General features: G+C 58.2%; 22 protein-coding genes and 3 tRNA genes. 8 read left to right on the forward strand and 17 right to left on the reverse strand.

Translation table 11 applies throughout. The annotated features are described in order from the left end of the window. Nucleotides 1–87: 87 nt before the first annotated feature. Complete coding sequence (locus ACXPUX_RS11185; RefSeq protein WP_458828355.1) at nt 88–1179, forward strand: mechanosensitive ion channel family protein; 1092 nt, start codon at nt 88–90, stop codon at nt 1177–1179. A 209-nt stretch (nt 1180–1388) separates the two neighbouring features. Then, complete coding sequence (locus ACXPUX_RS11190; RefSeq protein WP_458828356.1) at nt 1389–2549, forward strand: MFS transporter; 1161 nt, start codon at nt 1389–1391, stop codon at nt 2547–2549. A gap of 95 nt (nt 2550–2644) precedes the next feature. Here the strand turns inward: ACXPUX_RS11190 and pbp4b are convergent, their stop codons facing one another. The 5 genes from pbp4b to ACXPUX_RS11215 all read right to left on the reverse strand — a co-directional run bounded on the left by pbp4b (nt 2645) and on the right by ACXPUX_RS11215 (nt 7845). Further along, nucleotides 2645–4744, reverse strand: coding sequence for a penicillin binding protein PBP4B (gene pbp4b, locus ACXPUX_RS11195; RefSeq protein WP_458828357.1), 2100 nt, complete (start codon nt 4742–4744; stop codon nt 2645–2647). A 301-nt stretch (nt 4745–5045) separates the two neighbouring features. Next, the gene (locus tag ACXPUX_RS11200) at nt 5046–5423 is read right to left on the reverse strand and encodes a PH domain-containing protein (RefSeq protein WP_005926807.1); all 378 of its coding nucleotides are present in this window, start codon (nt 5421–5423) and stop codon (nt 5046–5048) included. A gap of 123 nt (nt 5424–5546) precedes the next feature. Then, a tRNA-Gly gene (locus ACXPUX_RS11205) sits at nt 5547–5621 on the reverse strand. Between the two features lie 369 nt (nt 5622–5990). After that, a tRNA-Ala gene (locus tag ACXPUX_RS11210) sits at nt 5991–6066 on the reverse strand. 171 nt (nt 6067–6237) lie between these two features. Next, a complete protein-coding gene (locus tag ACXPUX_RS11215) occupies nt 6238–7845 on the reverse strand; it encodes an MBL fold metallo-hydrolase RNA specificity domain-containing protein (protein ID WP_458828358.1) in 1608 nt (535 codons plus the stop codon). A 214-nt stretch (nt 7846–8059) separates the two neighbouring features. Between ACXPUX_RS11215 and typA the strand changes: the two genes are divergently transcribed. The 6 genes from typA to ACXPUX_RS11245 all read left to right on the forward strand — a co-directional run bounded on the left by typA (nt 8060) and on the right by ACXPUX_RS11245 (nt 16214). Further along, nucleotides 8060–9883: a translational GTPase TypA gene (typA, locus tag ACXPUX_RS11220; protein WP_458828359.1), complete on the forward strand. Its 1824-nt coding sequence runs from the start codon at nt 8060–8062 to the stop codon at nt 9881–9883. Between the two features lie 263 nt (nt 9884–10146). Continuing rightward, nucleotides 10147–10223 (forward strand) — tRNA-Asn (locus ACXPUX_RS11225). 333 nt (nt 10224–10556) lie between these two features. Beyond that, the gene (locus tag ACXPUX_RS11230) at nt 10557–12893 is read left to right on the forward strand and encodes a peptidase domain-containing ABC transporter (RefSeq protein ID WP_458828360.1); all 2337 of its coding nucleotides are present in this window, start codon (nt 10557–10559) and stop codon (nt 12891–12893) included. Nucleotides 12894–13057: 164 nt separating this feature from the next. Beyond that, nucleotides 13058–13513 (forward strand): hypothetical protein, encoded by a 456-nt coding sequence (locus tag ACXPUX_RS11235; protein ID WP_458828361.1) that lies wholly within the window; start codon nt 13058–13060, stop codon nt 13511–13513. A gap of 2 nt (nt 13514–13515) precedes the next feature. After that, entirely contained in the window at nt 13516–14628 is a 1113-nt protein-coding gene (locus tag ACXPUX_RS11240) for an HlyD family secretion protein (RefSeq protein ID WP_458828362.1), read from the forward strand. Between the two features lie 62 nt (nt 14629–14690). Then, a complete protein-coding gene (locus ACXPUX_RS11245) occupies nt 14691–16214 on the forward strand; it encodes an Ig-like domain-containing protein (RefSeq protein ID WP_458828363.1) in 1524 nt (507 codons plus the stop codon). A gap of 272 nt (nt 16215–16486) precedes the next feature. On the opposite strand, the gene glmS is transcribed toward ACXPUX_RS11245, so the two are convergent. The 12 genes from glmS to ACXPUX_RS11305 all read right to left on the reverse strand — a co-directional run bounded on the left by glmS (nt 16487) and on the right by ACXPUX_RS11305 (nt 25286). Then, nucleotides 16487–18307 (reverse strand): glutamine--fructose-6-phosphate transaminase (isomerizing), encoded by a 1821-nt coding sequence (gene glmS, locus ACXPUX_RS11250; protein ID WP_458828364.1) that lies wholly within the window; start codon nt 18305–18307, stop codon nt 16487–16489. Nucleotides 18308–18594: 287 nt separating this feature from the next. After that, nucleotides 18595–19152 carry a hypothetical protein gene (locus ACXPUX_RS11255; RefSeq protein ID WP_458828365.1) on the reverse strand — a complete coding sequence of 186 codons (558 nt, stop codon included), beginning with the start codon at nt 19150–19152 and terminating at the stop codon, nt 18595–18597. Beyond that, a complete protein-coding gene (locus ACXPUX_RS11260) occupies nt 19149–20018 on the reverse strand; it encodes a DUF5685 family protein (protein ID WP_458828366.1) in 870 nt (289 codons plus the stop codon). The genes ACXPUX_RS11255 and ACXPUX_RS11260 overlap by 4 nt, the downstream gene beginning before the upstream one ends. 273 nt (nt 20019–20291) lie before the next feature. Beyond that, on the reverse strand, nt 20292–21488 hold the full coding sequence (locus ACXPUX_RS11265; RefSeq protein ID WP_458828368.1) for a THUMP domain-containing class I SAM-dependent RNA methyltransferase: 1197 nt from the start codon (nt 21486–21488) through the stop codon (nt 20292–20294). A gap of 94 nt (nt 21489–21582) precedes the next feature. Beyond that, the gene (locus ACXPUX_RS11270) at nt 21583–22131 is read right to left on the reverse strand and encodes a S1 RNA-binding domain-containing protein (protein WP_458828369.1); all 549 of its coding nucleotides are present in this window, start codon (nt 22129–22131) and stop codon (nt 21583–21585) included. A gap of 46 nt (nt 22132–22177) precedes the next feature. Continuing rightward, on the reverse strand, nt 22178–22483 hold the full coding sequence (locus tag ACXPUX_RS11275) for a septum formation initiator family protein (protein ID WP_005926847.1): 306 nt from the start codon (nt 22481–22483) through the stop codon (nt 22178–22180). A gap of 46 nt (nt 22484–22529) precedes the next feature. Beyond that, entirely contained in the window at nt 22530–23003 is a 474-nt protein-coding gene (locus ACXPUX_RS11280; RefSeq protein WP_458828370.1) for a hypothetical protein, read from the reverse strand. Continuing rightward, on the reverse strand, nt 23003–23281 hold the full coding sequence (locus tag ACXPUX_RS11285; protein WP_458828371.1) for a YabP/YqfC family sporulation protein: 279 nt from the start codon (nt 23279–23281) through the stop codon (nt 23003–23005). The genes ACXPUX_RS11280 and ACXPUX_RS11285 overlap by 1 nt, the downstream gene beginning before the upstream one ends. Nucleotides 23282–23326: 45 nt before the next feature. Then, nucleotides 23327–23572: an RNA-binding S4 domain-containing protein gene (locus ACXPUX_RS11290; RefSeq protein WP_005926856.1), complete on the reverse strand. Its 246-nt coding sequence runs from the start codon at nt 23570–23572 to the stop codon at nt 23327–23329. Nucleotides 23573–23645: 73 nt separating this feature from the next. Further along, nucleotides 23646–23915 (reverse strand): HU family DNA-binding protein, encoded by a 270-nt coding sequence (locus ACXPUX_RS11295; RefSeq protein ID WP_055184818.1) that lies wholly within the window; start codon nt 23913–23915, stop codon nt 23646–23648. 55 nt (nt 23916–23970) lie between these two features. Next, entirely contained in the window at nt 23971–24696 is a 726-nt protein-coding gene (mazG, locus tag ACXPUX_RS11300; RefSeq protein WP_458828372.1) for a nucleoside triphosphate pyrophosphohydrolase, read from the reverse strand. A gap of 164 nt (nt 24697–24860) precedes the next feature. After that, nucleotides 24861–25286 (reverse strand): zinc ribbon domain-containing protein, encoded by a 426-nt coding sequence (locus ACXPUX_RS11305; RefSeq protein WP_458828373.1) that lies wholly within the window; start codon nt 25284–25286, stop codon nt 24861–24863. Nucleotides 25287–25390 lie beyond the last annotated feature (104 nt).

The raw sequence follows: 25390 nt of genomic DNA on the forward strand, positions 1-25390 counted from the left end.
AAGTGTGTTTTCACCTTTCTTTCCTTGCCCCGGGCGGCAGAGTATGCTATCATAATATGCGTTGTGAAAAAAAACAGGAGGTTTTCCATGATTTTCTCGATCCGTAACCTTGGCTTCGAGCTTGGCTCGCTGCTGCTGGAAGGCTGGGCAGCCTTTGCCGCCCGCGTGGTATGCGCAGCGCTGCTGCTGGTGCTTGGCTGGCTGGCGCGTCAGCTTTTATCCCGTAAGGTGTGCCCTGCCCTGCTGCGCCGTAACTGGCGTCTGACCGGTACGCCTATTTTGCTGCGCAGCTTTGCTGTGCCGGTGCAGCGGCTCACCCTTGCAGCGTTCATCTATGCCGCAGCTGCCAGCCTGCCGTGGGCGATTTCCGGCGTGAGCAAATTTCTGCTCATAGCCTTTGAGCTGGCCGCCACCTTTTTTGTGTGTCAGGGACTGTACGCCGCCGCCGATATCACCGACCTTTTGCTGGCGAACTGCGGCGAGGAGGTGCGCGCCAACCGCACCCTGACCACCCTGCTGAACAAGGTGTACAAAGTTCTCATCGTGGTGCTGGGCGTTATGACCATGGCGCAGGAGAGCGGCCTGCCGGTGGGCAGCATCGTAGCCAGTGCAGGTCTTGTCGGTCTGACCATCTCTCTGGCCGCGCAGGACAGCGCCAAAAACCTGTTCAGCGGGCTGGTCATCCTGCTGGACCGGCCGTTTTCCATCGGCGACTGGATCACCGTAGGCGACGTTTCCGGCGAGGTGGTGGACATCAACTTCCGCTCCACCAAGGTCCGCGCACTGGATAACTCGGTGTACATCCTGACCAACAGCACGGTCAGTTCTGCCACCATCAACAACGGCACCCTGCGCAACAAGCGGCTGTACCGCTTCACCCTCGGGGTCACCTACGACACCTCCCGTCCTCAGCTGGAACAGCTGATGGCCGACCTGACCGCCATGCTCAAGGCCAGCCCCTACACCTACGAGGACTCGGTGCTGGTCAAGCTGAACTGCTTCGGCGCTTCCAGCATCGATTTGCTGGTCTCTGCCTACCTGCGCACCGCCGACATGACCCGCTTTTTACAGATGCAGAACGATCTGAACCTTGACCTGATGGACGTGATGCAGAAAAACGGCGTGGACTTCGCCTTCCCCTCTACCACTGTGTATCTGGAAAAGAACAGCGAAAGCTAAAAGCGGAAGTCTATTTATATTTCATGTTTGCCGCGGCCTGTGGGCTGCGGCAAACGCATTTTCATGGGCCAAAGCAACGAAACGCCGGTTTTATTGTAAAAATCAGGCGTTTTTGCCCTATAATTTCCTGTCTTGTCATGTTATTCTTATAGCGCACCCCCATACACTGCGGGACACGCCATCAAATCATCTGCGGAGGAATCTTTCCCATGACACAGCTTTTGCTGCCTATTATTTACTTAGCCTTTATCAGTCTTGGTCTGCCGGATTCTCTGCTGGGGTCTGCATGGCCCACCATGTATCCCCAGCTGGGCGTTCCCTTCTCCTACGCGGGCATCCTGTCCATGATCATCTCGCTGGGCACTATCTTTTCCAGCCTGAACAGCGACCGGCTCACCCGGGCGCTGGGCACGGGCAGAGTGACCGCCCTCAGCGTAGGCATGACCGCTGCGGCGCTGTTCGGCTTCTCGGTCTCCCGCCAGTTCTGGATGCTCTGCCTGTGGGCTGTCCCCTACGGCTTGGGCGCGGGCAGCGTGGATGCCGCCCTGAACAACTACGTTGCCCTGCATTACGAGAGCCGCCACATGAGCTGGCTGCACTGTATGTGGGGCGTGGGCACCACCATCGGCCCTATGGTAATGGGCGCGGTGCTTTCCGGCGGGCTGGGCTGGAGCAGTGGCTACCGGTACATCGCTCTGTTCCAGATCGTGCTTTCTGCCGTGCTTTTTTGCAGCCTACCTTTGTGGCATAAACGCCCCGATGCCGCCCCGGACGGCACCGTACCCAAGGCGCTGACCCTGCCGCAGGTATTCGCGCTGCCGGGCGCGAAGGAAGTGATGCTCTGCTTTTTCTGCTACTGTGCGCTGGAGACCACCGCCGGGCTTTGGGCCAGCAGCTACCTGACCCTTGTGCGGCAGGTGCCCGCCCAGACGGCTGCCAGCTTTGCCAGCCTGTTCTATATCGGCATCACGGTGGGACGGGGCGTCTGCGGCTTTCTGACCTTAAAGCTGAGCGACGACCAGATGATCCGTCTGGGGTTTGCGGTGCTGGGCGTGGGCATTGCCGCCCTGCTGCTGCCCGGGGCGCAGGTCTTTGCGCTGGCAGGGCTTGTGCTGGTAGGGCTGGGCTGTGCGCCCATCTACCCCAGCGTCATCCACTCCACCCCGGCGCATTTCGGCGCACAGAATTCTCAGGCCGTCATCGGCATCCAGATGAGCAGCGCCTATGTGGGCAATCTTGCCATGCCGCCGCTGTTCGGTCTGCTGGCCAACAACATCACCCCGGCGCTCTTCCCCTTCTATCTGCTGGTATTTCTGGTGCTGATGGCGCTGATGCACCGGCAGCTGGCGCGCAAAACAGCGCACACCTGAAAGGTTCCAGCCTGCTAAAGTTAAAGGGACTGCCGTACCTCATTTGGTGCGGCAGTCCCTTTGCTATTTATTCAGTTATTTGTAAAGAACTGCGTTCAGAACTTATTGAGCATCTTTTTCAGCTTTGCCAGTTCCTCTGCATCGCGGGTATCATCCAGCAGGGTGAGGGCATCGTTGAAATAGTTGCGGTCCATGTAGGAGTGGGTGGAGTTTGCGTGGGCAGCCATAGCCTCCAGCACAGCATAACCGGAGCGCACCAGAGGGTGGGTAGCAGACACATTGCCGCCTTCGGCTACCAGTGCGAACTTGCTTTCCGCCATATCCTCCAGCAGGGCACTGTAAGCGTTGTTGGGGTCGGTGCCGTGGTTCTGCAGACCCTGATACAGTAGCTGTGCCACAAAGCCCAGCGTAGAAGCCGTATACCAGTTGCCGTTGAAATTATTGGGGTTCGCGGCCTTATCGGTGACCGGAGAGTTGATCTTGTTGGTCAGGTACACCACCACCAGATTCTCCACAGGGTCGATCATGGTCAGCGTACCGGTCCAGCCCTGATGGCCAATGGTATTGGAGGGTGCCTGGGTACCGAAATACCAGCAGCGCTGGTTGTCACCTTCACGCCACCAGCCCAGACCCCAGTTGGCAGCGTCCTCCTTCTTGGGTGCGGTAAAGGCGTCCATCACGTTGCGGGAGAAGTAGCGGTTCTCGCCGTAGCCGCCGGTGAGCATGACAGAGGCCAGCTTTGCCAGCTCGGTAGCGTTGGAGAACAGACCTGCGTGACCGGAGATGCCGCCCATCGCGTAGTAGCACTTCTCGTCGTGCACCTGGCCCTGAATGGTGGCGGTGCGCACGCCGGTGAAGGAGATGGCACCATCACGGGTGTTGCCGTTCAGCTCGGTAGCGGCGCAATCGTTGGCGGCAAAGCCGTTCAGCAGGGGGTTGTAGGTGGTATGGGTCAGACCCATGGGGTCCCAGAAGGTCTCCTTCAGGAAGGCGTCCAAACCCTTGCCGGTGATGGCTTCAATGGCGAAGGCCAGCAGCATATAGTCCACGTCGGAGTAAACGGTCTTGGTGCCTGGCTTGTACATCAGCGGGGTCTTGAAGATGGACTTGAGGGTCGCAGCGCGGGTTGCAGCGCTGCCGTCCCAGCCGGAGAAGAGCACGTTGGTAGCACCGGGAACGGTCTTTTGAGAGCACTGGTCAAAGGAATCGTTGTGGTACTGGGGGTCTGCAGGGAAGCCTGCCTGATGGCGCAGGATATCGCGCAGGGTCAGTTCTGCTTTCCACTGCTTGTTGACCTTCAGGCCCGGGTTCTCGTAGCCGTTGTAGGTAATGTCGATGGTGTCCTCCACAAAGGCGCTGCCCAGCAGGTCTACCAAACGGCTGTCCAGATTGGCCTTGCCCTGCGTGACGAGGTACTGTAATGCGTAGTTTGCAGTGTACATCTTGGTGTTGGAGGCCAGATCGTACAGGGTATCGTTGGTCACAGCCGGGCTGTCGGTCTTGGGGGTGCCGTCCGGATTATAGGAGTTCACCTTGCCCCATGCGTTCTGATACACCAGCTTGCCGTTTTTCACAATGGCCATCTGTGCGCTGGGGAAGCCGTTGTCCACGTCTGCCTGAATGATCTGCTCCAACAGCTCCAGTGCATCGCGGTCGATGCCCACGTCCTGCAGGCTGCCCTCCTGCACGGTGGGATAGCCCACCCGCACGGTCACCTTTTTGCCGCGGGGACGGATGCCGCCCACCTGAATGGTGTTGCGGCCGTTGATGGTCTGGCCGGAAATATCCACGTTCCACACGCCGCCTGCCGCCATGGCATCGGTGTTGATCTGGCGGTTATTGACGAACAGGTTAAAGCCGGTCACGCCCGCCTCGGGCTCCACGCACAGCGTTCCCTGCCCTGCGTAGCCCACAAAGGTGTACATGTGGTTCATGGCCAGCGTATCGTCGACGTAGCCCTTCCAGTTGGGGAACACCGGCTCGCCCTGCCAGCCGCCGCTCACGCTGCCGCGGCTGGTCACCTTGACCGAGGCCGCCTTTTTAGGGACGAGGTTCAGGGAGTTGGTATCCTCCGCTGCGGCGGCTGCGGGCTCGGCAGCAGAGGCTGCCCCGGCGGTGCACACGTTGAGCGCCATCATGCCCAGACCGGCAACGCTGCCCTTCAGGAACGTTTTACGGGAAAATTTGGTTGACATGGTAAGGTTCATCCCATTCTTTTTGCCGCAATGCGACAATATGCCTGTATTCGTGCTTTTTTGTCCCGCAGCAGCGGGACTGCCTTATGCCCCGAATTGTACGCGAGACGAAACAAAATGTCAATCATGTTTTCGTCTTGTGGCACAAAGTTTTGTATTTCTCAGTTTTTCGCCTATTTTGGCACATTGTTTTACGTTTTGTTTCAAATTTTCATGCGTTTTGTATACAACCAGCCGCAAAAATGCGTAAAAAAAGCCGCCGCACAAACCCTTGTGCAGCGGCTTCGGTTCATAATTTTTCTTACAGGATGCGGGCACTGATGGCGTTTGCCACCTGAAACAGGTCCTTCTGCCCAATAAAGCCAAACTTGGCCTCGTGGCCGTCCGCAAAGCAGACCGTCAGCTGGGACGCCTGCAACGGGTCGCCAAAGCCCGCCGTTTGGATACCGTAGTGCAGCACTTTGCGGTAGGGTAGCACAAAAAGCTGCTGCCGCGTGCCCGTGACCCCCTGCATATCCACCATGATGATGCGGTGGCTGGTAAACACCACCTGATCGCGCACAGTCTTGTACGCGCCCACGATCTGCTCGCCCTCCAGCAGCAGGGCGTTGACATTTTTGCAGATATCCTTCTCCTGCAGGCGCATGAGGTTCTCCATCGGTTTATCGCGGAATTCCATAGCAGCGTTCCCCTTTCAGCGTTTTTATGGCTCTATTGTAGCATTTCCGCCGCCGGTTGGCAAGATGGCCGTGCAGCGCAAGGCAAAAAGAAAAGACCCAAACCATTCAAGGTTTAGGTCTTGTGGAGCGGGTAATGGGAATCGAACCCACCTCCTCAGCTTGGAAGGCTGATATACTAGCCGATGTACTATACCCGCAATTGCAGAAAGAATTATACCATAACTTTCCGCAAATGTCCAGCATGAATTTAGCGGCTGCAAAGCTGTAAACGCTGTGCAGTCTGTCCCCTGCGAATGGGACAATTTAAAATGGTCTCCGCTGCGCTCCGACCATATTCCGCGGAAAGATTCTTTATAATTTTGCGTTTGTCGCACTCTGCGGAGTGCTCCAAACGCATTTTTCACCGGAGGGGCTTCGACCGGGAGCGGCATTTGCGCATCCTGCCGTCCTCGCCCTCTCAGTCTTTGCTTCGCAAATCCAGCTCTCCCAAAGGGAGAGCCAAGAGCACTGCCGGAAGGGGGCACAACAAAAAAACACCGCACATTTCTGTGCAGTGCTTTTCTTTCTGGTGGAGATTACCGGGATCGAACCGGTGACCTCTTGCATGCCATGCAAGCGCTCTCCCAGCTGAGCTAAACCCCCAGATGCTTGGCTTTGTGCCTGACGACATGGGTTATTATACCAGCCGGAGGGGCGCTTGTCAACGGTTTTTTACAAAAAACTCTTCTCTTTTTTCAGCGATGCAGTGCAGCCGGGAGCTTTTGACGCAGCTGCGTTTTTCCCAGGGCTGCTCTGCCGCAAAAGGCTGCTGCATTACCTGTCCCATTTGTCGCACAGGGCGTTGATCTGGTCGGCAAATTTTGCAAGATCTTTATTTGCGCCACCCTCGTTGTGCTCGATGACCCGCAGCAGGCGCTTACCGGCGCTGACCAGCCGCTGGAACACGGTAGCGGCGCGGCTTGCGCCCTCGCCTGTCCTCTGCTCCACGCGGATCTTCGTGCCCTCCTGCAGGCAGACTGCGCCCTCGGCACCGATGGCCCACTGCGCACCGTTGTAAGGCGCACAGGCGGTAAAGCCCTGCTCGGTCAGGGTGTCCACAAAGCGGTTCTCCACCTCGTCCTCGCCGTGGATCACGAACACCCGCCGGGGCTTTTCCGTAAAGGCGTTCACCCAGCGCAGCAGACCGTCTTTGTCCGCGTGGCCGGACATTCCGGTCAGCTGACAGATCTCCGCCTTTACCTCAATCGGCTCGCCGAACAACTTGACCGAGTCCACTCCTTCGATGAGGGTACGTCCCAAGGTGCCCACGGCCTGAAAGCCCACGAACAGGATGGTGCATTCCGGCCGCCACAGGTTATGCTTGAGGTGGTGGCGGATGCGCCCGGCTTCGCACATGCCGCTGGCGGACAGGATGACCTTGGGCGTGCAGTCGGTGTTGATCATGCGGGAGTCATCGCTGGTCACACTGATGCGCAGCCCCGGTACGTGGATGGGGTCGATGCCCTTTTCCAGCAGAGCGCGGGTCTGGGCATCAAAGCAATCGGGATCTGTATCCCGGAAGATGCGGGTGGCTTCGGTGGCCAGCGGGCTGTCGATGTAGACCGGGAAGTTGCCGTGCCCCTTGACCAGCCCTTTTTCCTTGATCTCCCGCAAAAAATACAGCATCTCCTGCGTGCGCCCCACGGCAAAGCTGGGCACTACCACATTGCCGCCCCGGTCAAAGGTGCGCTGCAAAATTTTTGCCAGTTCTGCCACATAGTCCGGCCGGGGGGCGTGGTTGCGGTCGCCGTAAGTGGACTCCATGAACACATAGTCTGCCTGTTGGATATAGGCAGGGTCTTTTATGATGGGCTGATCCAGATTGCCGATATCGCCGGAGAACACCAGCTTTGTGGTGGTGCTGCCCTCGGTGATCCACAGCTCAATGCTGGCAGAGCCCAGCAGGTGTCCCACGTCCACGAACCGCGCCTCAATGCCCGGAGCAAGCTGGATGCGCTTGCCGTACTCCACGCCCCGGAACAGGCGGCAGGCGGCCTCGGCATCCTGCACGGTGTACATAGGTTCTACCGGCTCTGCGCCGGAACGCTTGCCCTTGCGGTTTTTCCACTCGGCTTCAAACTCCTGAATATGCGCCGAGTCCCGCAGCATGATGCCGCACAGCTCCACGGTGGGGATGGTGGCGTAGATCCTGCCCCGGAAGCCGTTGTGCGCCAGCAGCGGCAAAAGGCCGGTATGGTCGATATGGGCATGGGTGATGAGCACAAAGTCGATCTCGCCGGGGGCTACGGGCAAGGGCTGGTTTTCGTACACATTCTTGCCCTGCTCCATGCCGTAGTCGATGAGGAAACGCTGCCCTGCCGCCTCCAGCATGGTGCAGCTGCCGGTCACCTCGTGGTTCGCGCCTAAAAATGTCAGCTTCAATGCAAAACACCTCCGGTTCGTTTTATGGCTTTAGTATAGCATATTTTTAAGGTACACGCCGCACAAATCTGCGGGAAGTTTACGGGCATAATGCTGAATTGCAGAAAAAATTTTTATACAATCTTGACAAACCACCCTGTTCTGTTATAAACTTAGGCTTGTATGACGTTCGTTCGTATTTTATGAGTCTTTTCAAATAGAGAGGTAGAAATTTATGGTTCGTAACGATTTGCGCAACGTTGCCATTATCGCTCACGTTGACCACGGCAAGACCACCCTGGTGGATGCCCTGCTGCGTCAGAGCGGCGCTTTCCGCGACAATCAGGTCGTGGCCGAGCGCGTGATGGACAGCGGCGATATCGAGCGTGAGCGCGGCATCACCATTCTGGCAAAGAACTGCTCCTGCACCTACAAGGGCGTTAAGATCAACATCGTCGATACTCCGGGCCACGCCGACTTTGGCGGCGAGGTGGAGCGCGTGCTGAAGATGGTCAACGGCGTGCTGCTGCTGGTGGACGCTGCCGAGGGCTGCATGCCCCAGACCCGCTTTGTGCTGCAGAAGGCTCTGCAGCAGAACCTGAGCCTTGTGGTGGCTATCAACAAGATCGACCGTCCCGATGCCCGCATCAAGGAAGTCATCGACGAGGTGCTGTACCTGCTGATGGATCTGGGCGCTACCGACGAGCAGCTGGAGTGCCCCATGCTGTTCTGCTGCGGCCGTGATGGCACCGCAAGCCTGGACCCGGATGTGCCCGGCACCGACCTGATCCCCCTGTTCGATACTCTGCTGAGCACCATCAAGCCCCCTGAGGGCGACCCCGAGGCTCCCTTCCAGATGCTGGTGTCCTCTGTGGATTATAACGACTTCGTGGGTCGCATCGGCATTGGCCGCATCCAGAACGGCGTTGCCAAGGTGGGCGAGGAAGTTGTCGTCTGTGACTGGCACAATCAGGATCTGAAGATGCGCGGCCGTCTGACCAAGCTGTACGACTTCCAGGCCAATGGCCGTCAGCCCTGCGATAACATCACCGCCGGCGATATCGTGGCATTCTCCGGCCTGCCCGACGTGACCATCGGCAATACCCTGTGCAGCCCCTCCAATGTGGAGCCGTTGCCCTTCGTGAAGATCAACGATCCTACTGTTGAAATGACCTTCTCCGTCAACGACAGCCCGCTGGCAGGCCGCGAGGGCAAGTACGTCACCAGCCGTCAGATCCGTGACCGTCTGCAGAAGGAACTGCTGAAGGACGTGGCTCTGAAGGTGGAGGACTCCCCCACGACTGATTCCTTCCGCGTCATGGGCCGTGGTGAGATGCACCTGTCCATCCTGATCGAGACCATGCGCCGCGAGGGCTACGAGCTGCAGGTCTCTCCCCCGCACGTTCTGACCAAGGTCATCGACGGCAAGACCTACGAACCCATGGAGCATGTTGTCATCGATGTGCCCACCCAGTATCAGGGCGCTGTCATGACCGGTCTGGGCCAGCGCAAGGCTATCCTGCAGCAGATGGAATCTCTGGGCACCGACCGCGTGCGTCTGGAGTTCCGTATGCCCAGCCGCGGCCTGTTCGGCTACCGCAACCAGTTCCTGACCGATACCCACGGCGAAGGCATCATCAACCAGATCTTCGACGGTTACGATGTCTGGGCTGGCATGATTGCCAACCGCTCCACCGGTTCTCTGGTCAGCTTTGAGACCGGCGAGGCTGTCACCTACGGTCTGTTCAATGCTCAGCAGCGCGGCACCCTTCTGGTGGGCGCTGGTGAAAAGGTCTACGAGGGCATGGTCATTGGCTACACCGCTTCCGGCGAGGATGTGGATGTCAACGTCTGCAAGACCAAGCACCTGACCAACACCCGTGCATCCGGCTCCGATGATGCTCTGCGCCTGATTCCCATTAGCAAGCTCAGCCTGGAAGGCTGCCTGGAATTCCTGGCACAGGACGAGCTGCTGGAGGTCACTCCTGAAAATCTGCGCATCCGCAAGCAGATCCTGAACCACGAGCAGCGCATGAAGGCCAAGAGCAAGCTGAAATAATTTTTCAAAAGTATCCTTAAATAACATATTGGCGGCGCAGAAGCATCTACGGGCGTTTCTGCGCTGCTTTTTTTGTACCCGGCAATTGCCAGCCGTCCCCTTGGGGAAGGTAGCTTGACGCGCAGCGGCAAGACGGAAGGGGTTCTGCTAGTTTCCCCCTTCCGGGGGAAGCCTTGAGAGAAAAAATGATTTCCGAATTTTTGCAAAAAAGGCTTGCAAAAGTGCAGTGACTGCGGTATAATATTTCTCGCAGTCACTGATATGCCTCTTTAGCTCAGTCGGTTAGAGCACCTGACTGTTAATCAGGGTGTCGCCTGTTCGAGTCAGGCAAGAGGCGCCAGCAAAGCGATGGATATTTTCCATCGCTTTTTTTGTTTTTCTGTATCTTTTTTCACCCATTCTTAACGGTTCTTAAAAAATATCGCCTTGAAGAACCCTAGTGGATGTGGTATACTTTTATAAGTTTATAGGCGTGGAAAAGGCACTGCGCAGCCCGCACAGCTTTTTCTGCCCCACAGACAGGCGCTCCCCCCGGTCAGAAGGCTGCCGTGCAGGAGCGCAGTTTTTCGTTGGTCAAATCAGCAGGCAGGCCGGTGGCTTTGTGCGGCAAACACAGGGCAGCTGGGCAGCTTTGTGTCGTTTGAATAAATCTTAAGAGTAAAAGGAAACATCTATGCGTTATACCTACGTCCGGCAGCACGATACCACCGACTGTGCGGCTGCCTGTCTGGCCATGGTGTGCCTGCACTACAAAAAGGAAGTTACCATCACCCGCCTGCGGGATATGATGGGCACCGACCTGAAAGGCACCAACCTTGTAGGCCTGCAAAAAGCCGCCAATGAGCTTGGTTTTACCACCGCCGCAGTCCGCGTGGACCGCGAAAACTTCCTGAGTGATTTCTCGCTTCCCTGCATAGCACAGGTCATCACCGACCAGGGCTTGGCTCACTTTGTTGTAGTGTTTAAAAAGACCACCATCAAGGATGACGGCGCGCGCCGCAAGCACATGCTGCAGGACGCCGAAGCCCGCAAGGAAGAAGAGGAAAAAGGCAAAAAGCATAAGTGCAAGGATTACGTCATCATCGGCGACCCCGGCACGGAGCTGAAAAAAATCAGTCTGGATGAGTTCTACAAGAACTTTACCGGCGTTCTGCTGCTTTTGAACCCCACCTCGGAATTCAAGGGCGGCAAGATCGAAAAGGGCGGCATGATGAAGCGGTATATCAACCTGCTGCTGCCCCAGAAAAAGCTGTTCTTCTACGCCATCCTCAGCTCGATCATCACCACCATCCTGGGCATCGCGTCCTCCATGTTCAATAAGATCCTGATGGACGAGGTGCTGCCCTATGGGCTGAACAGCCTGCTGGTAACATTGATCTTAGTGTTCAGCGTGGTCAGCATTACCAGTACCCTGATCGGCTTTGTGCGCCAATGGGTGCTGATCCATCTGTCCATCAAGATCGATATCCCGCTGATGCTGGGTTACTTCGGGCACATCTTCAACCTGCCCATGAAGTTCTTTGCCACCCGCAAAACCGGTGATATCACCACCCGTTACTCGGACGCAAACACCATCAAGTCCATCTTTACCAGCATTGCGCTGAGCCTTGTGATGGATATCTCCATGGCCATCATCACCGGCATCATCCTGTTCCGCATGAACGCCATGCTGTTCTCCATCTCGCTGTTCATGGCGCTGGTCAGCATTTTGCTGGTGCTGGTGTACAAGCAGCCCTATAAAAAGATCAATGAAGAGAGCATGGCACAGTCTGCTGCGCTGAACAGCCAGATGATCGAGAGCCTGCGCGGCATCGAGACCGTCAAGTGCAACGCCAACGAGCAGACCGAGCTGGACAATCTGGAACGCGAGTACATGAAGAGCCTGAAGATCAGCCTGCGTTCCAGCCGCATCAGCACCACGCAGGGTCTGATCTCCTCCTTCATCTCCACCGGCTTCAGTATGCTGACCACCTATGTGGGCATCAGTCAGGTGCTGAACGGCGAGATGACGCTGGGCGGCTTTATGGCTTTCAGCACCCTGTCCGGCTACTTCACCTCTCCCCTGAGCAACCTGATCGGTCTGCAGATGCAGATCCAGGAGGCCAGCATCTCCATGAAACGTCTGACCGAGATCATGGACTACCCCGCCGAGTACGAGACCGCCGACGGCGTGGAGCAGAGCGAGCTGGACAAAGTGGAGGGCGACATCGAGTTCAAGGACGTCACCTTCCGCTACGGCAACCGCGCCCCCGCGCTGGATCATGTCAGCTTCACCATTCCCGCCGGTAAAAAGGTGGCGTTGGTGGGCGGCAGCGGCAGCGGCAAATCCACTATTACCAAGCTGCTGCTGAAGTATTACGACCCCGAGGACGGCGAGATCGACATTAACGGTGTAAATCTGGCCGAGTACACCAACAGTTCGGTGCGCCGCGCCATTGCCTATGTGCCCCAGAACATCGAGCTGTTCAGTAAAACCATCTACGACAACATCCGCATCTCCCGCATGGATGCCACGCTGGACGAGGTGAAGGAAGCTGCCAAGAAGGCCGATGCTCACGAGTTTATCCGTCATCTGCCGCTGCAGTACAACACCTATCTGGAGGAAGCCGGTAACGGCCTGTCCGGCGGTGAGAAGCAGCGTATCGCACTGGCGCGCGCCTTCCTGAAGGACTCTAACCTCTACATCCTGGACGAGTCTACCAGTAATCTGGACTTCGCCACCGAAACGCTGATCTTCAACATGATCTACAAGCAGCTGGCAGACCGTTCCATGCTGATCGTGGCGCACCGCCTTTCCACCATCCGTGACTGTGACCTGATCCTTGTGATGGATCACGGCAAGATCGTGGAGCGCGGCACCCATGATGAACTGCTGGCAAAGGATGGCCGCTATGCCGAGCTGTGGAACATGCAGCAGGGCATCTTCCGCAAGCGCAAGCCCGAGCCTGTTGAACAGCTGCCCGGCGCTACGTTGGAAGAGGACGATGACGGCGAGTCCATCACCTACTGACCGCACCGCATCCACAGCCTTTGCCCGGATGCTGCATAAGCTTTTTCCCGCCCGGCGGGAAACCGAAGAATGCCTCGTTATGGTGTGCCCGGAGGCAGACGCTTCCGGGCACCTTTTTGTTTCGGCTCACATTAAAAATATAACAGGATTAGGGGTAATTTATCATGAATGAGATCAAAGTTGCTGAAAACAAGACCCTCAAGCTGACCAATGTCCTCTCCCGCCTCGTGCGCCCTGAGGAACTTGCCAATCTGCCGGTCATCCTGACCCAGATGCAGAACTTTATGAAGAGCAACGGCGCACAGCCTATCGGCCCGCTGGTGCAGGCGGTAAAGATGGGTACCGGCCCGGATCATATGCCGGAGCTGTACATGATGCAACAGGCCACCCAGATGATCACCCAGATGGAGCCCGGCTACCACATGGACGCTGTGCTGCGGGTGAAAAACTGCCTGTACGCCCACTACACCGGCCCGATGAGCCACAACCAGCTGGCCACTGCAAAGCTGCAGATCATGGCCTTTGAAAACGACATCAAGCTGACCGGCGACAACTATACCATCTATGTCAATCAGGACGATGACGATGCCGTGATCGACGTATTTATGGAGACCAAATAATTATGACGACAACCATTCAGAACCTTTCGGATCTACAGGACCGCCGGATCATGATGGACAAAAAGCTGCCCCCTTACGGGTACGCCTTTGTCATTCTGACCGGCCTGTTCATGATCTTTCTGGTGATCTGGAGCACCCAGACCAACCGCATCTATGTCAGCCAGAACAGCGGTGTGGTGCAGGCCGCCAATAAGACCTACATCATGTCCAGCTACTCCGGCTCCATCACCGAGCTGTATGTCTCTGAGGGCAGCTATGTGAACGAGGGTGACCTGATCGCCCGGCTGAAGAGCACTGATCTGGATATGCAGAAGGACAACCTGCAAAGCCAGCTTGATATCTACCAGAAACAGCTGGACCAGTACAACAAGCTGCTCAAGTGCATTCAGGACGACACCAACTACTTCGACGAGACCACCGCCGACGATCAGCCCTACTACTATCAGTACCAGACCTACAAAAGTCAGGTATCGCAAAAGACCTTTGACGCCACCACCTATCAGGCTGCCGGTTACTCCGACACCCAGATCAAGGCTTTGATGGAGCAGAACCAGAGCGAGCTGGAGTCTTTGTACTACTCCACCATGCAGTCCATCTCCCAGAGCATTACCAGCGCACAGGTCAACGTGGATAACCTGCAGGCGCAGCTGGATTCTTTGAACACCGGCGCCAACGATTACTACATCTATGCGCCCACCTCCGGTGTGATCCATATGGACACCCCTTACAAGGAGGGCATGGTGCTGAGCGCCGGTTCCGCGCTGGCTACCGTTGCCAGCGAGAACGATGATCTGGAGATCATGGCCATGGTGACGGTGAACGACCGTCCCCTGCTGCACGTCGGCGACCCCTGCAAGATCGCCATCACCGGCCTGTCGGAGTACTCCTACGGCACCCTGACCGGCACTGTCACCTCCATTGACAGCGACGTGACCGCCAGCAGCAGCGCTTCCTATTACAAGATGACCATCAAGCCCGACGCCACCTATGTGGTGAGCCGCAGCGGCGACAAGGTGGATCTTTCCAACGGTATGAGCGTGACCGCCCGCGTGGAATACGATCAGGTCACCTATTTTGAGTATGCCATGGAGGCTCTGGGCGTGCTGTTCCGCTAATACGGACTGCACAGCACGGCAGGATGTCCCCTTTTACAACACCCCAAAGAGGTACAAACAACATGATTCGAACCGCAAAGAAACTGGCCGCCTGCGTGCTGATGCTGGGTGTGCTGCTATGCGGCACCGCACTGAGCGCGGCCGCCGCCAGCCTGCCTGTTGAAGAGCAGAACGGCGTTTCACTGCCTTGGCTCAAGGATGTGCCCGCCGAGAGCATTTCCACCGGCAGCTACTCTGCCAATATGCTGCTGGGCGCTTCCCAGCAGCTGTCCCCCGTGGTCAAGCCCAGTTACAGCACCGACACTGTGGTCTTTCTGACCGATGACAGCAGCGTGCTTACTGTAAGCAGCAGCGGCGTGGTACAGGCTGTGGGCGTTGGCACCGCCACCGTTACAGCAGCCGCCGGCAACCAGATCTGCGCCTACACCATCGTGGTGTCTATGGACTCCTCCATGATCGTGACCGAGATGGACCTTGCCCTCTCCTCCAACACCATCTATGTGGGCAACTCGGTGTCGGCTTCCCTGCAGGTGCGCCCCACCTCCGCCTCCAACTACGCCACCGTCACCCTGACCTCCTCTAACGAGAAGATCGCCACAGTAAACAGCTTTGGCCGCGTGACCGGCGTAGCCCCCGGCAAAGCCACCATTACCGCCACCTGCGGCTCGGTGGTAGCCACCACCACCGTTACAGTGCTTGCGCTGCCCACAGATTCCTCCGCTGGCACAAGCGGCACTACATCCAGCAACAGCGGACAGGTGATCACTCCCAGCACCAACTACATCGTGCTCAAGCCCGGTGCCACCCGCACCATCACAGCTAAGGCTACCCCCGCCAGTGCATCCCAGTCCTTCACCTTCAAGTCCGGCAACAGCAGCATTGCCACGGTCAGCCCCACGGGCGTGGTCACGGCGGTAGGCACTGGCTCTACCTCCATTACCATCTCCAACGGCAAGGCCACTGCCATGGTCACGGTCATCGTGAACCGCTCGGCCGCTGCTTCCTCTGGCAGCGACAGCGGCAATGACAGCACTGACACCCCGGACGACAGTACTTCCATCCCGCTGGATCCTGTGGTGCAGACCATTCAGGACAGCACGGAGGATCAGGTGGTGTTCGCCCAGTCTGAGGTGCCCACCGTGACTGGCGAGATCCTGAACGCCCTGCGCACCACCGGCAAGACCCTGTGCGTGGTGGGCGACGGCTACACCCTGAACGTTTCCGGTAAGGACGTGAAGAGCACCACCAGCGAGATCGACACCGCCATCACCTTCACCGAGAGTGAAGAGGGGCTGGAGTTTGAGCTGGACAACGGCCGCACCCTTCCCTGTGCGGTGCAGCTGGAGCTGGACGTGAGCGCTTACTCCCGCCTGTACCTGTACAACACCATCAGCAACAAGTGGCAGTACCTGAACAGCTACAAGGACGGTGTGATCACCGCCGACACTGCCGGACGCTACCTGCTGACCAACCAGAACCTGCGGTTCGGTGATATCAACTGGACCTTCTTCATCGCAGGCGGCGTGGTGATTATCATCATCGCCGTGGCCTACATCGTGCTCAAGAAGCGCTACTGGTTCTGGTAAGCGCCCCCTCCCCTGCATAATCGACCGCCCGCTGCACAGCATTTTGTGCAGCGGGCGGTTTTTTGTTATAAGTTATAAACAAGTCTGGAGACTCCGCAGATTTTTCCAGACTTGACTTTTCACGGGAAAAGCCATCCCCTAAAGAGCCTCTCTTCTTGTGAAAAAGTGGTTCAGAAACGCCCGCAGGCGTTTCTGAACCACAGTTCTAATCATCTTTCCGCTGAATATGGCCAAAGCAGCGCAGCGGCCATTTCAAATCGTCCTCTCGCCTGTCACTCCACCGTTACGCTCTTGGCAAGGTTGCGGGGCTTATCCACGTCGCAGCCGCGCAGTACAGCCATGTAATAGGCAAACAATTGCAGCGGTACAATAAGCTGTAACGGCATCAGGATGTCGTCGTACTCGTCCAAGCGGATGACCTCGGTGGCAACGCCCTCCGGCACCTCCGCATCCTTGGTGGTGAACAGCAGCACCCGCGCGCCGCGGCTGCGGGTCTCCTTGGCGTTGGAGATGGTCTTTTCGTAGACGTTTTTCTGGGTAGCCAGCGCAATGACCGGCACACCGTCCGTGACCAGACTGATAGTGCCGTGCTTCAGCTCCCCTGCCGCGTAAGCATCCGAATGCACATAGCTGATTTCCTTCAGCTTCAGGCTGCCCTCCAGCGAGAGGGCGTAGTCGAACCCGCGCCCGATGAAAAAGCAGCTCTGGGTGTTCACATAGCGGCTGGCAAGGTACTTGATCTGCTCGCAATCGGCAAGGCGGGGCTTGATGACTTCGGATGCGTGGAGCAGCTGGGCGGTGTAGTACTTGGTCTTTTCTTCGGTCAGCTGCCCGCGCGCGTAGGCCAAGCGCAGGGCAAACAGGTACAGCACGCACAGCTGCACCATATAGGCCTTGGTGGACGCTACCGCGATCTCCGGCCCGGCGTAGGTGTACATGACGTAGTCCGCTGCCCGGGCAATGCTGCTGCCCACCACGTTCACGATGGCAAGCACCGGCACGCCCCGGCTCTTAGCCAGCTTGAGAGCCGCCAGCGTATCGCTGGTCTCGCCGGACTGGCTGATAATGATGACCAGATCCTCCGGCTTCAGAATGGGGTCGCGGTAGCGGAACTCGCTGGCGATATCCACCTCTGCAGGCACCCGTGCCAGCGTCTCAATGGCGGTCTTGCCCACCATACCGGCGTGCATTGCCGTGCCGCAGCCCACCAGATGCACCGTGCCGATGCTGCGCAGCTTTTCGTCCGTCAGTTCCGGGACGCGCAGCTCCGGCAGGCCGTTCTCCACCCGGGGGCTGACCGTAGCCGTGATGGCGGCGGGCTCCTCGTTGATCTCCTTGAGCATAAAGTGGGGGTAGCCGCCCTTTTCGGCGGCCTCCATGTCCCAATCTGCGGTCAGCTTTTCGCGCTCCACCGCCTCGCCGAACTCGTTATAGAAGCGGATGCCCTGTGCCGTGCACACGGCCATGTCCCCTTCTTCCAGCACGCTGTACCGGCGGGTATACTTGAGCAGCGCCGGGATATCGGACGCCACAAAGTTTTCGTCCTCACCCCAGCCCACGATGAGCGGGCTTTCCCGCTTGACCGCAAAGATGGTGTCCGGGTAGTCCTTGAACAGCACTGCCAGCGCGTAGCTGCCCCGCACCTTGGCAAGCGCAGCTTGCAATGCCTGCAACGGCTCACCATGATAGCAGCTGTCGATGAGTTTTACAAGCACCTCGGTGTCGGTCTCGCTGGCAAAGGTGTAGCCTTTAGCAATCAGGCGCTCCTTTAAAGCGCCGTAATTCTCAATAATGCCGTTGTGCACGATGCTGACCCGGGGCGTGGAGTGCGGGTGGCTGTTCACATCGCTGGGCTCGCCGTGAGTCGCCCAGCGGGTATGGCCGATGCCGCAGCCGCTCTGGGGCAGCGACAGCTCTTCCAGCTTGCTGCGCAGGGTGGCGAGCCTCCCCTTGCTTTTGACCACGCGGATGCCGTCCCGCTGGGTGAGCGCCACACCGGCAGAATCGTACCCGCGGTACTCCAGCTTTTCCAAGCCGTCCAGCAGCACCTGCTGGGCGCTGCGCGTGCCAACATAACCTACAATGCCACACATACAAAATACCTCCAGACCGACTGCGGCGCGCCGAAATGCGCTGCTGCACAGTCAGTTTCCTCTATCAAAGTCTATGTTCTTGTATGGCTTTCTTTGCAGGGTTCTGTTTCGGTATTGCTGCCGGTTTTTGCCCTGTTCTGCGGCTGGTATAGCCTTCAGCCGGAGAAACACCCGCCGAATCTTTCGATGATTCCTCTCCTCGTCACCCTCATGGCTGTCACCCGTGTGGCCCGGCGCTTTGCGTCAGCTTGTAGTACACATTCCTTCTTTCAATGGTTTTTGGGGATTCAGTGCATCCCCAGCATTTTATGCAGCTTGGGCTGCCACTTCAATTTATATAGCAGCAGCAGATTGCACAGTGCGCGGTCGTACAGGGCAAAGGCTACATTTCCCATAGCCAGCGTGAGCAGGGTCATTGCCAGCGCAGTGGTGCGCAGCTCCTGCGAGACGCTGCCCGCCGGTACTACCACCAGCAGCAGACTGTACATCGCCAGCACCGCCGCGTTGCACAGCAGCAGCTTGCACACCAGCTGCAAAGCCCGGGGACGGATGCGGTCAAACTTGGGCTTTATCAGTGGGTAATAGCCCAGCAGCACCGTGAAGATCAAAGCGATCTCCTTATCCGGCACAAAGAGCAGCCCCAGCAGGCTGACGGCGGCGTAGGCCGTCCATGCCATGGTGATGCCGCACTCCATGCATACCGTTGCGATGAGAAAGCTGGCCACCGACGGTGCAATGAACATGGCTATGGGGATGATGGTGCCCAGCAGCATCAGTGCCACGCACAGTGCCGCCGCCATGCCGCAGTAGGCCATGGCCCAGCTTTTGCTTTTTCGTTTTTTCATGGGATCTCCCATTTTTCGGTGTCGGCATCCTGTTCCAGCGGGTAGACCGCGTGCTGCAGGCCCAGGATCATGATATTGTTCAGCAGGGTGTCGTTCAGCTTGAGATCCAGCATCTTGTAAGCCCGCATCAGGTCGTTGACCGCAGCCAGCGCCTGCCGCCGGGCGTTCTCCATGGCGGCAGCCTGCCCGTTGAGCTCATTGACCACAAACACGTTGTACTGACCGTTGCGGCGGTCTGCTTCAAAGCGTTCGGCCTTATCCAGCAGATAGAAGATGCGGCCGATGCAGCTGCCGATGTACCGCATGCTCTTGCGCTGGTTGTGGTCGTCCGTAGCCAGCGTGGAGTACAAAGCGCCGTAGATGTTGCTCATGGGCTCAGCGGCAAGGGCATAGTTTTTGGCGCTCAGGTTCATCTGCACCACCGCCTGCTCCCGCTCCTGCACAAACAGCCGCTCCAGCGCCGGGTTCTCCTGCCGCGCTTTCTCGTAGGCGCGGCGCAGAAGCAGCTTGTCCACTGCGCGGCGCACGCGCTTTACCGGGCGCAGCTCGCTGTACCTGCGGTCCTGCAAATTATGCCAGCCCATCAGGATCTCCGTCTGCGCCGCCTGCCGGATGCCCAGCGTCTGGCACATCATGCTGCGCCGGAACGGCGTGCCGGGCACCCGCTGCCGTTTGCAGGTAGGCATACGCCCCGCCAGACTGTCGGACAGGATGGCAAACAGCACCCCGTTGGTGCGCAGCAGATGGCAGGCGTAGAAGCCGTAAGACTTATACATCTGCCGCCGCACCCCGCGGAGGTAACGCATATAGGTGTTGTAGTCCCGGATCGTCAGTTCCGGCAGATAGGGCCGCATCCGTCCCTTCATAAGAGCCAGCCATCCTTTCTGTACAGTTTTTGTATCCTGCGGTCAATAAGGTTAGTATAATCCTTTTTGTTCGGCAACGCAACTACCGGATGCAAAAACTGCTGTAATTTGTCATTATGCCGAATTTTGTGAAATCGTTTTCTCCAACAAAAAAACACCCGCAGACCGTCTCTTTTGTGCAAAAGGCAGGCTGTGGGTGTTTGTGTCGGATTTTCCCGGTAAAAGACACACTTTTCCGGTGTAACATCTGCCGGGGCAGGCGATCAAATGCCCTTACTTCTTTTCAAAATGGGTGCGCTTGCCGTCAAAGCCGGATTTGGGCATGGGCTTTGCCATCTTTTCGGTCTTGGGGGCGTTATAGTACATATACAGCTGGCAGGGGATCATGCCATTGTACATCTTGCGGCGCTTGTTGGCGCGCTTGCCGTAGTGCAGTTCAAAGTCCATATCGGCGGTAATGGCGTACAGGCCGGCGCAGGGGTTTGCTTCCATCTGCTGTCCCAGCGTGCGCGCCAGCTTGGCAGCGCCCTCAATGGTGCCCAGACGCTCGCCATAGGGAGGGTTCGTCAGCACGATGGCTTCCGGCTTTGCGGCAAAGGTGGCAACATCGGCCACCTCAAAGTGGCAGCGATTTTCCACACCGGCCAGCTTGGCGTTGACGTTGGCCTGTGCCACGGCGGCGGGGTCGATATCGTAGCCAAAGGCCTCAAAGCCCACGTCCAGCTTGGACTCCGCCAGTGCCTTCTGGCGCTGCTCTGCCCACAGGGCAGCGGGCACAAAGCTGTAACGCTCGGCGGCAAAGCGGCGCTTCAGACCCGGGGCGATGTTCATGGCCTTCTGTGCGGCTTCGATCAGCAATGTGCCGCTGCCGCAGAAAGGATCCTCCACCAGGCTGTCGCGGCGCACGCGGCCAAGGTCGGCGATGGTAGCCGCCAGCGTCTCACGCAGGGGGGCTTCCATGGCATTGCGGCGGTAGCCGCGCTTGTGCAGACCCTCGCCGGTGGTGTCCAGCATGATCTCGCACACATTTTTGCGCAGCATAAAGCGCACCTTGTACTCCACGCCGCTCTCGGGCAGCACGGTGGTGCGGTGCCCTTTCATCAGGCGCTTGACCACTGCCTTTTTGATGACGCTCTGGCAGGCGGGGATGCTGGTCAACTGGCTGCTCAGGGAAGAGCCGGTGACCGGGAAAGCAGCGTCCGCGGGCAGGAACTCCTCCCACGGGATGGAATACACGCCGTCGAACAGCTCGTCGAAGGTGGTGGCCTTGTAACGTGCCAGCAGCAGCATCACGCGCTCCACGGTGCGCAGGTTGAGGTTTGCGGCGGCGATCATCTCTGCCCCGCCGCAGAAGCTCAGACGGCCATCCTCCACCCGGATGTTCTCTGCGCCGATGCGGGTCAGCTCAAATTTAGCGGTGGATTCGCACCCGAAAAAGCAGGGCGCGATCAGTTCAAATTTTGCGGGCATGGTAGTTCCTTTCTGTTCTGTACCGAAAAAACAGACCTGTCCGACCGGGGACAGGCCTGCCTGTGTTCCTTATGATCCCAGCTGATGCAATGGCTCAGCGGCCACGGCGGCTGCGGGGCGCGTAGCCACCGCCCCGGCGGTTGTTGGTCTCGTGATCGAGATCCGCCATCTTCTCCTCGCTCTGGCTCTTGAAGCGGCTCATCATGTCCTCAAAGCTCAGGTTGTCGGAGCGGGCAGGTGCCTTGGGCTGCCACACGCGGGGTGCAGCCTCCCGGGCAGAGCCTCTGCCGCCCTCACGGGGGGCACGGCCTGCGCCGCGACCGCCGGAGCGTCCACCCTCCTGCCCATTGCGGAAACCGCCCAGACGGGGGCCTGCGGGGCGGCCTTCCCGTGGCTGACGCGGAGCCGGGGGCAGCAGCCGCTTGATGGACAGCGCGATCTTGCCGTCCGGTGCAATGTTGATGACCTGCACCTTAACCTCGTCGCCATCGTGCAGCACGGTGTTGATATCCTGCACGAACTCGTTAGATACCTCGGAAATGTGGACCATGCCGACACGCCCCTCCGGCAGCGCAACAAATGCGCCAAAGGGCTTTACACCGGTCACGCGGCCTTCGAATACGTTCCCTACCTCAATTGCCAAAACTCAATACTCCTTGCTTTCCAAATACTCTCGACCTGCCGCGTGGTCAGTTACCGGTCACATCCACAAAGATGCGCTCGTTGGGTGCGGCGTAGTTGTAAGAGTCGCGTGCGACCCATTCGGTGATCTGGTCGGCATCGCCGCTCAGTACGCGCTGCAGTTCCTGATTTTCCGTCTGTTGCTGCGCCACCTGTTCGTTCAGTGTTTCCAGTTCTGCCCGCTTGGAGCTGATGGTGACCTGATTGGAGATATAAGCCGCCAGCATACTCAGCAAAAGCAGCACGAAAAACAGGCGGAACGCCATGGTGACCACTGCATTCTTTCTGCGCTTTTTGCGTCCCGTATTCGTCATTGCCTTACGCTCCTGTCTGAACAGCAGACCTTCTGCGTCTGTTCTCTTACTTTGATACGTTTGAATTATACAACAATGCCCGCTGGTTTGGCAAGTTCTTTTTGGATTTTTTTGCGGTGCTTTCCGCGTTCCGGCGTAATTTGCGGGCAGTTTTGGCCGCAGCGCGGCGGCGGCGCAAGGGCTGCAACGCAAGACGGTGCAAAATATGGCCGGGCAGGCGCAAAACAGCGCCTATCCCCTGCCCCAGCGCCCGCAGCGGGACGCCCAGCACCCCGGCAGCGCAAAGGGCGGCGGCAAAGGCTGCCGCCACCATGTACCACCGCAGCACCCCGGCGGTGCTGTACCCGGCGGCGTAGCTCTGGCACGCCAGCAGTACCGCGCCGGAAAGCAGCACATCCGGCACAAATACCGCCCTGCCCCGCACCGGCAAAAATGACCGTACCACGCCAAGGGCAGCGCCCAGCGCAGCACAGGCGGCAGCTTCCTGCAAGAGCCGGGCGGGCAGCAGCACCTGCACCATCAGCGCAACAGCCGGTGCCAGAAGCCCCCGGCTGCGCGGGCGGCGGTGTATTCCAGCCCATCGAACCGCCCGGTCAGCTTCGCTTCCCCTGCTTCCAAGTCCAGCGTCTGCATACTGATCTGCGCGCCGGACAGATGCAGAATGCCCTTGCCGGTCTCCAGCGCGGCGCTTTCGGCGCTGCAATGCAGCACCTTTTGCACTCCTGTGACGGTCAGCCTGCTGCGGCTTTCCAAGATCAGATCATGGGGCAGCGGCGGCTTTGCGGCAGCTTTTTCCATAGGCAGTCCCCCTCTGCCAGCATTGTATGCGGGCAGGCAGGGCGGTTATTCCGCGATCACCTCGTACATCTCGCGGGCAACGTCTTTCGTGCGGGGCTCCACATCCGAGAGTACCCGCACCTTGATGGGACGGTTGCCGAAGGTGACCTCGATGATGTCCCCGGCGTTGACAGCCTGACTAGCCTTTGCCACCTTGCCGTTGATGAGGATGCGGCCTGCATCCGCCACCTCGTTTGCCACGGTGCGGCGCTTGATGAGACGGGAGACCTTGAGATATTTATCCAGACGCATTGGTGTTATTCCTTTCCTTTCAGCAAAAAAGCCGCCGCACCTTGTGCAGGCAGCGGCGGCGTGACAGAACCGATTACAGGGTGTCCTTCAGGGACTTGCCGGGCTTGAACACGATGCTGCGGGAAGCAGCGATGGTGATGGGCTCGCGGGTGCGGGGGTTGATGCCCTGACGCTCGGCGCGCTCGCGCACTTCAAAGGTGCCAAAGCCTGAGATGCTGATCTTTTCGCCCTCGGTCATGGCCTTGCCCAGTGCCTCAAAAACGGCGTTGACAGCCTGCTCTGCGCTCTTCTTGCTCATTTCGGTGTTTGCCGCAACCTGTGCGATCAAGTCAGTCTTGGTCATATTATTTGCCTCCATCTGATGTTTGTCTTGAATTCTCTCATTCTATCGGAGCAGGTCATTCGACCTGAGTACCGCGTTGTTCCTGTTCCAGACACTGCTGTGCAAAGCGCTTGGACGCAAAGGTCAGTGCTTCTTCTGCATCCACCCCCGCAAGCCGGGCGGCGTTCACCGCTGCAAACAGCAGCTGGCCTGCGGCTTCCTGCTTTGCGGCGGCGTCTGCCTTGCCAAAGTCCTGCACGGCAGCTTCCAGCTGATGCTGCGCTGCGGCTGCATCCTGCTGCCCAAGGCCACGCCCGGCGGCACGCTTTTGCAGCTTTTGCGCCCGCATGAGCGCGGGCAGCGTAGCGGGCACGGTGGCCAGCTCATCGGCAAGGGTGGTGCGTCCCTTTTCCTTATTTTTGAGCGCATCCCAGCCATTTATACCGGCGTTTTCCGCTGCGGAGGATGCAAAGATGTTGGGGTGCCGGAACACCAGCTTTTCGCAGACGTTGCGGCACACATCCTCAAAGGTAAAGCGTCCCCGCTCTTCCTCCATGGCGGCGTGGAACACCACCTGCATCAGCACGTCTCCCAGCTCCTCCCGGAGCAGAACGGCATCGTCTGCGTCAATGGCTTCCAGCGCTTCGCAGGTTTCTTCCAGAAAATTTTTGCGGATGGACGCATGGGTCTGCACCTTATCCCACGGGCAGCCGTTTTCCGGGTCCCGCAGGATGCGGATCACCTGCAGCAGCTGCTCCGCCGTATAGGGCGGCTGTGGGCTCCAGTCCAGCACACGTTCCATCTCCTTTTCAAAAAGATATTGTAGATTCTACCGCAATGCTTGCGGTTTTTCAAGCAAAAAGCCGCAATTTTCCCGCTTTGTTCATGGTTTTCTGCGCTTTTCACAAAAACAGGCGGCATCCTGTGGGGGATACCGCCCTGTTGCAAAGTTTTCCGGTTATCGGCTTACAGCTGTGCGCCGCACTTATTGCAGAACAGTGCATCGTCCGAGACGGGCGCACCGCACTGCGGGCAGGTCTTGCGGGCAGGCTGAGCAGGCTGCTCCGGGGCGGCTTCTTCTGCCTCCTCCACGGGGGCTTCGTAGTCCACCTCAGCAGCCTCGGTCGGGGTCAGGGTAGCCTTCAGGCGGGTGATCTCCTGCTCGATGGTATCGATCATCTCGATGTATTTATCCACCAGCGGCTGGTTTTCCTCCTTGCCCTTGGCAAGGCTGTACACCAGTGCACCCAGCTGACGCTGTGCCTTGAGCAGCTTACCCTGCTCGTTGACCAGCAGCGCCTGTGTCTTGCCCTTTTCGGCCAGATCCATGGCGGCGTTCTTGCCCTTTTCGGCATATTCCAGACCCATTGCTTTGATCTTATTAAAATCCATAAAAGACACCTCTCTTATTCTGGCAGTATATTCTCTGCAGATAGCGGCGCGTCCTGCGCCATACCGGGGTCGTATTCCCATTATAGCGCAGCGTTATGGCAATT

The organism is Faecalibacterium sp. PGM34, assembly GCF_054456555.1.

Excerpts from the sequence above, each read along its gene's own strand:
- ACXPUX_RS11185 (WP_458828355.1), top strand. The coding sequence starts at position 88 with ATGATTTTCTCGATCCGTAACCTTGGCTTCGAGCTTGGCTCGCTGCTG.
- ACXPUX_RS11190 (WP_458828356.1), top strand. The coding sequence starts at position 1,389 with ATGACACAGCTTTTGCTGCCTATTATTTACTTAGCCTTTATCAGTCTT.
- pbp4b (WP_458828357.1), bottom strand. The coding sequence starts at position 4,744 with ATGTCAACCAAATTTTCCCGTAAAACGTTCCTGAAGGGCAGCGTTGCC.
- ACXPUX_RS11200 (WP_005926807.1), bottom strand. The coding sequence starts at position 5,423 with ATGGAATTCCGCGATAAACCGATGGAGAACCTCATGCGCCTGCAGGAG.
- typA (WP_458828359.1), top strand. The coding sequence starts at position 8,060 with ATGGTTCGTAACGATTTGCGCAACGTTGCCATTATCGCTCACGTTGAC.
- ACXPUX_RS11230 (WP_458828360.1), top strand. The coding sequence starts at position 10,557 with ATGCGTTATACCTACGTCCGGCAGCACGATACCACCGACTGTGCGGCT.
- ACXPUX_RS11235 (WP_458828361.1), top strand. The coding sequence starts at position 13,058 with ATGAATGAGATCAAAGTTGCTGAAAACAAGACCCTCAAGCTGACCAAT.
- ACXPUX_RS11240 (WP_458828362.1), top strand. The coding sequence starts at position 13,516 with ATGACGACAACCATTCAGAACCTTTCGGATCTACAGGACCGCCGGATC.
- ACXPUX_RS11245 (WP_458828363.1), top strand. The coding sequence starts at position 14,691 with ATGATTCGAACCGCAAAGAAACTGGCCGCCTGCGTGCTGATGCTGGGT.
- glmS (WP_458828364.1), bottom strand. The coding sequence starts at position 18,307 with ATGTGTGGCATTGTAGGTTATGTTGGCACGCGCAGCGCCCAGCAGGTG.
- ACXPUX_RS11255 (WP_458828365.1), bottom strand. The coding sequence starts at position 19,152 with ATGAAAAAACGAAAAAGCAAAAGCTGGGCCATGGCCTACTGCGGCATG.
- ACXPUX_RS11260 (WP_458828366.1), bottom strand. The coding sequence starts at position 20,018 with ATGAAGGGACGGATGCGGCCCTATCTGCCGGAACTGACGATCCGGGAC.
- ACXPUX_RS11265 (WP_458828368.1), bottom strand. The coding sequence starts at position 21,488 with ATGCCCGCAAAATTTGAACTGATCGCGCCCTGCTTTTTCGGGTGCGAA.
- ACXPUX_RS11275 (WP_005926847.1), bottom strand. The coding sequence starts at position 22,483 with ATGACGAATACGGGACGCAAAAAGCGCAGAAAGAATGCAGTGGTCACC.
- ACXPUX_RS11280 (WP_458828370.1), bottom strand. The coding sequence starts at position 23,003 with ATGGTGCAGGTGCTGCTGCCCGCCCGGCTCTTGCAGGAAGCTGCCGCC.
- ACXPUX_RS11285 (WP_458828371.1), bottom strand. The coding sequence starts at position 23,281 with ATGGAAAAAGCTGCCGCAAAGCCGCCGCTGCCCCATGATCTGATCTTG.
- ACXPUX_RS11290 (WP_005926856.1), bottom strand. The coding sequence starts at position 23,572 with ATGCGTCTGGATAAATATCTCAAGGTCTCCCGTCTCATCAAGCGCCGC.
- ACXPUX_RS11295 (WP_055184818.1), bottom strand. The coding sequence starts at position 23,915 with ATGACCAAGACTGACTTGATCGCACAGGTTGCGGCAAACACCGAAATG.
- mazG (WP_458828372.1), bottom strand. The coding sequence starts at position 24,696 with ATGGAACGTGTGCTGGACTGGAGCCCACAGCCGCCCTATACGGCGGAG.
- ACXPUX_RS11305 (WP_458828373.1), bottom strand. The coding sequence starts at position 25,286 with ATGGATTTTAATAAGATCAAAGCAATGGGTCTGGAATATGCCGAAAAG.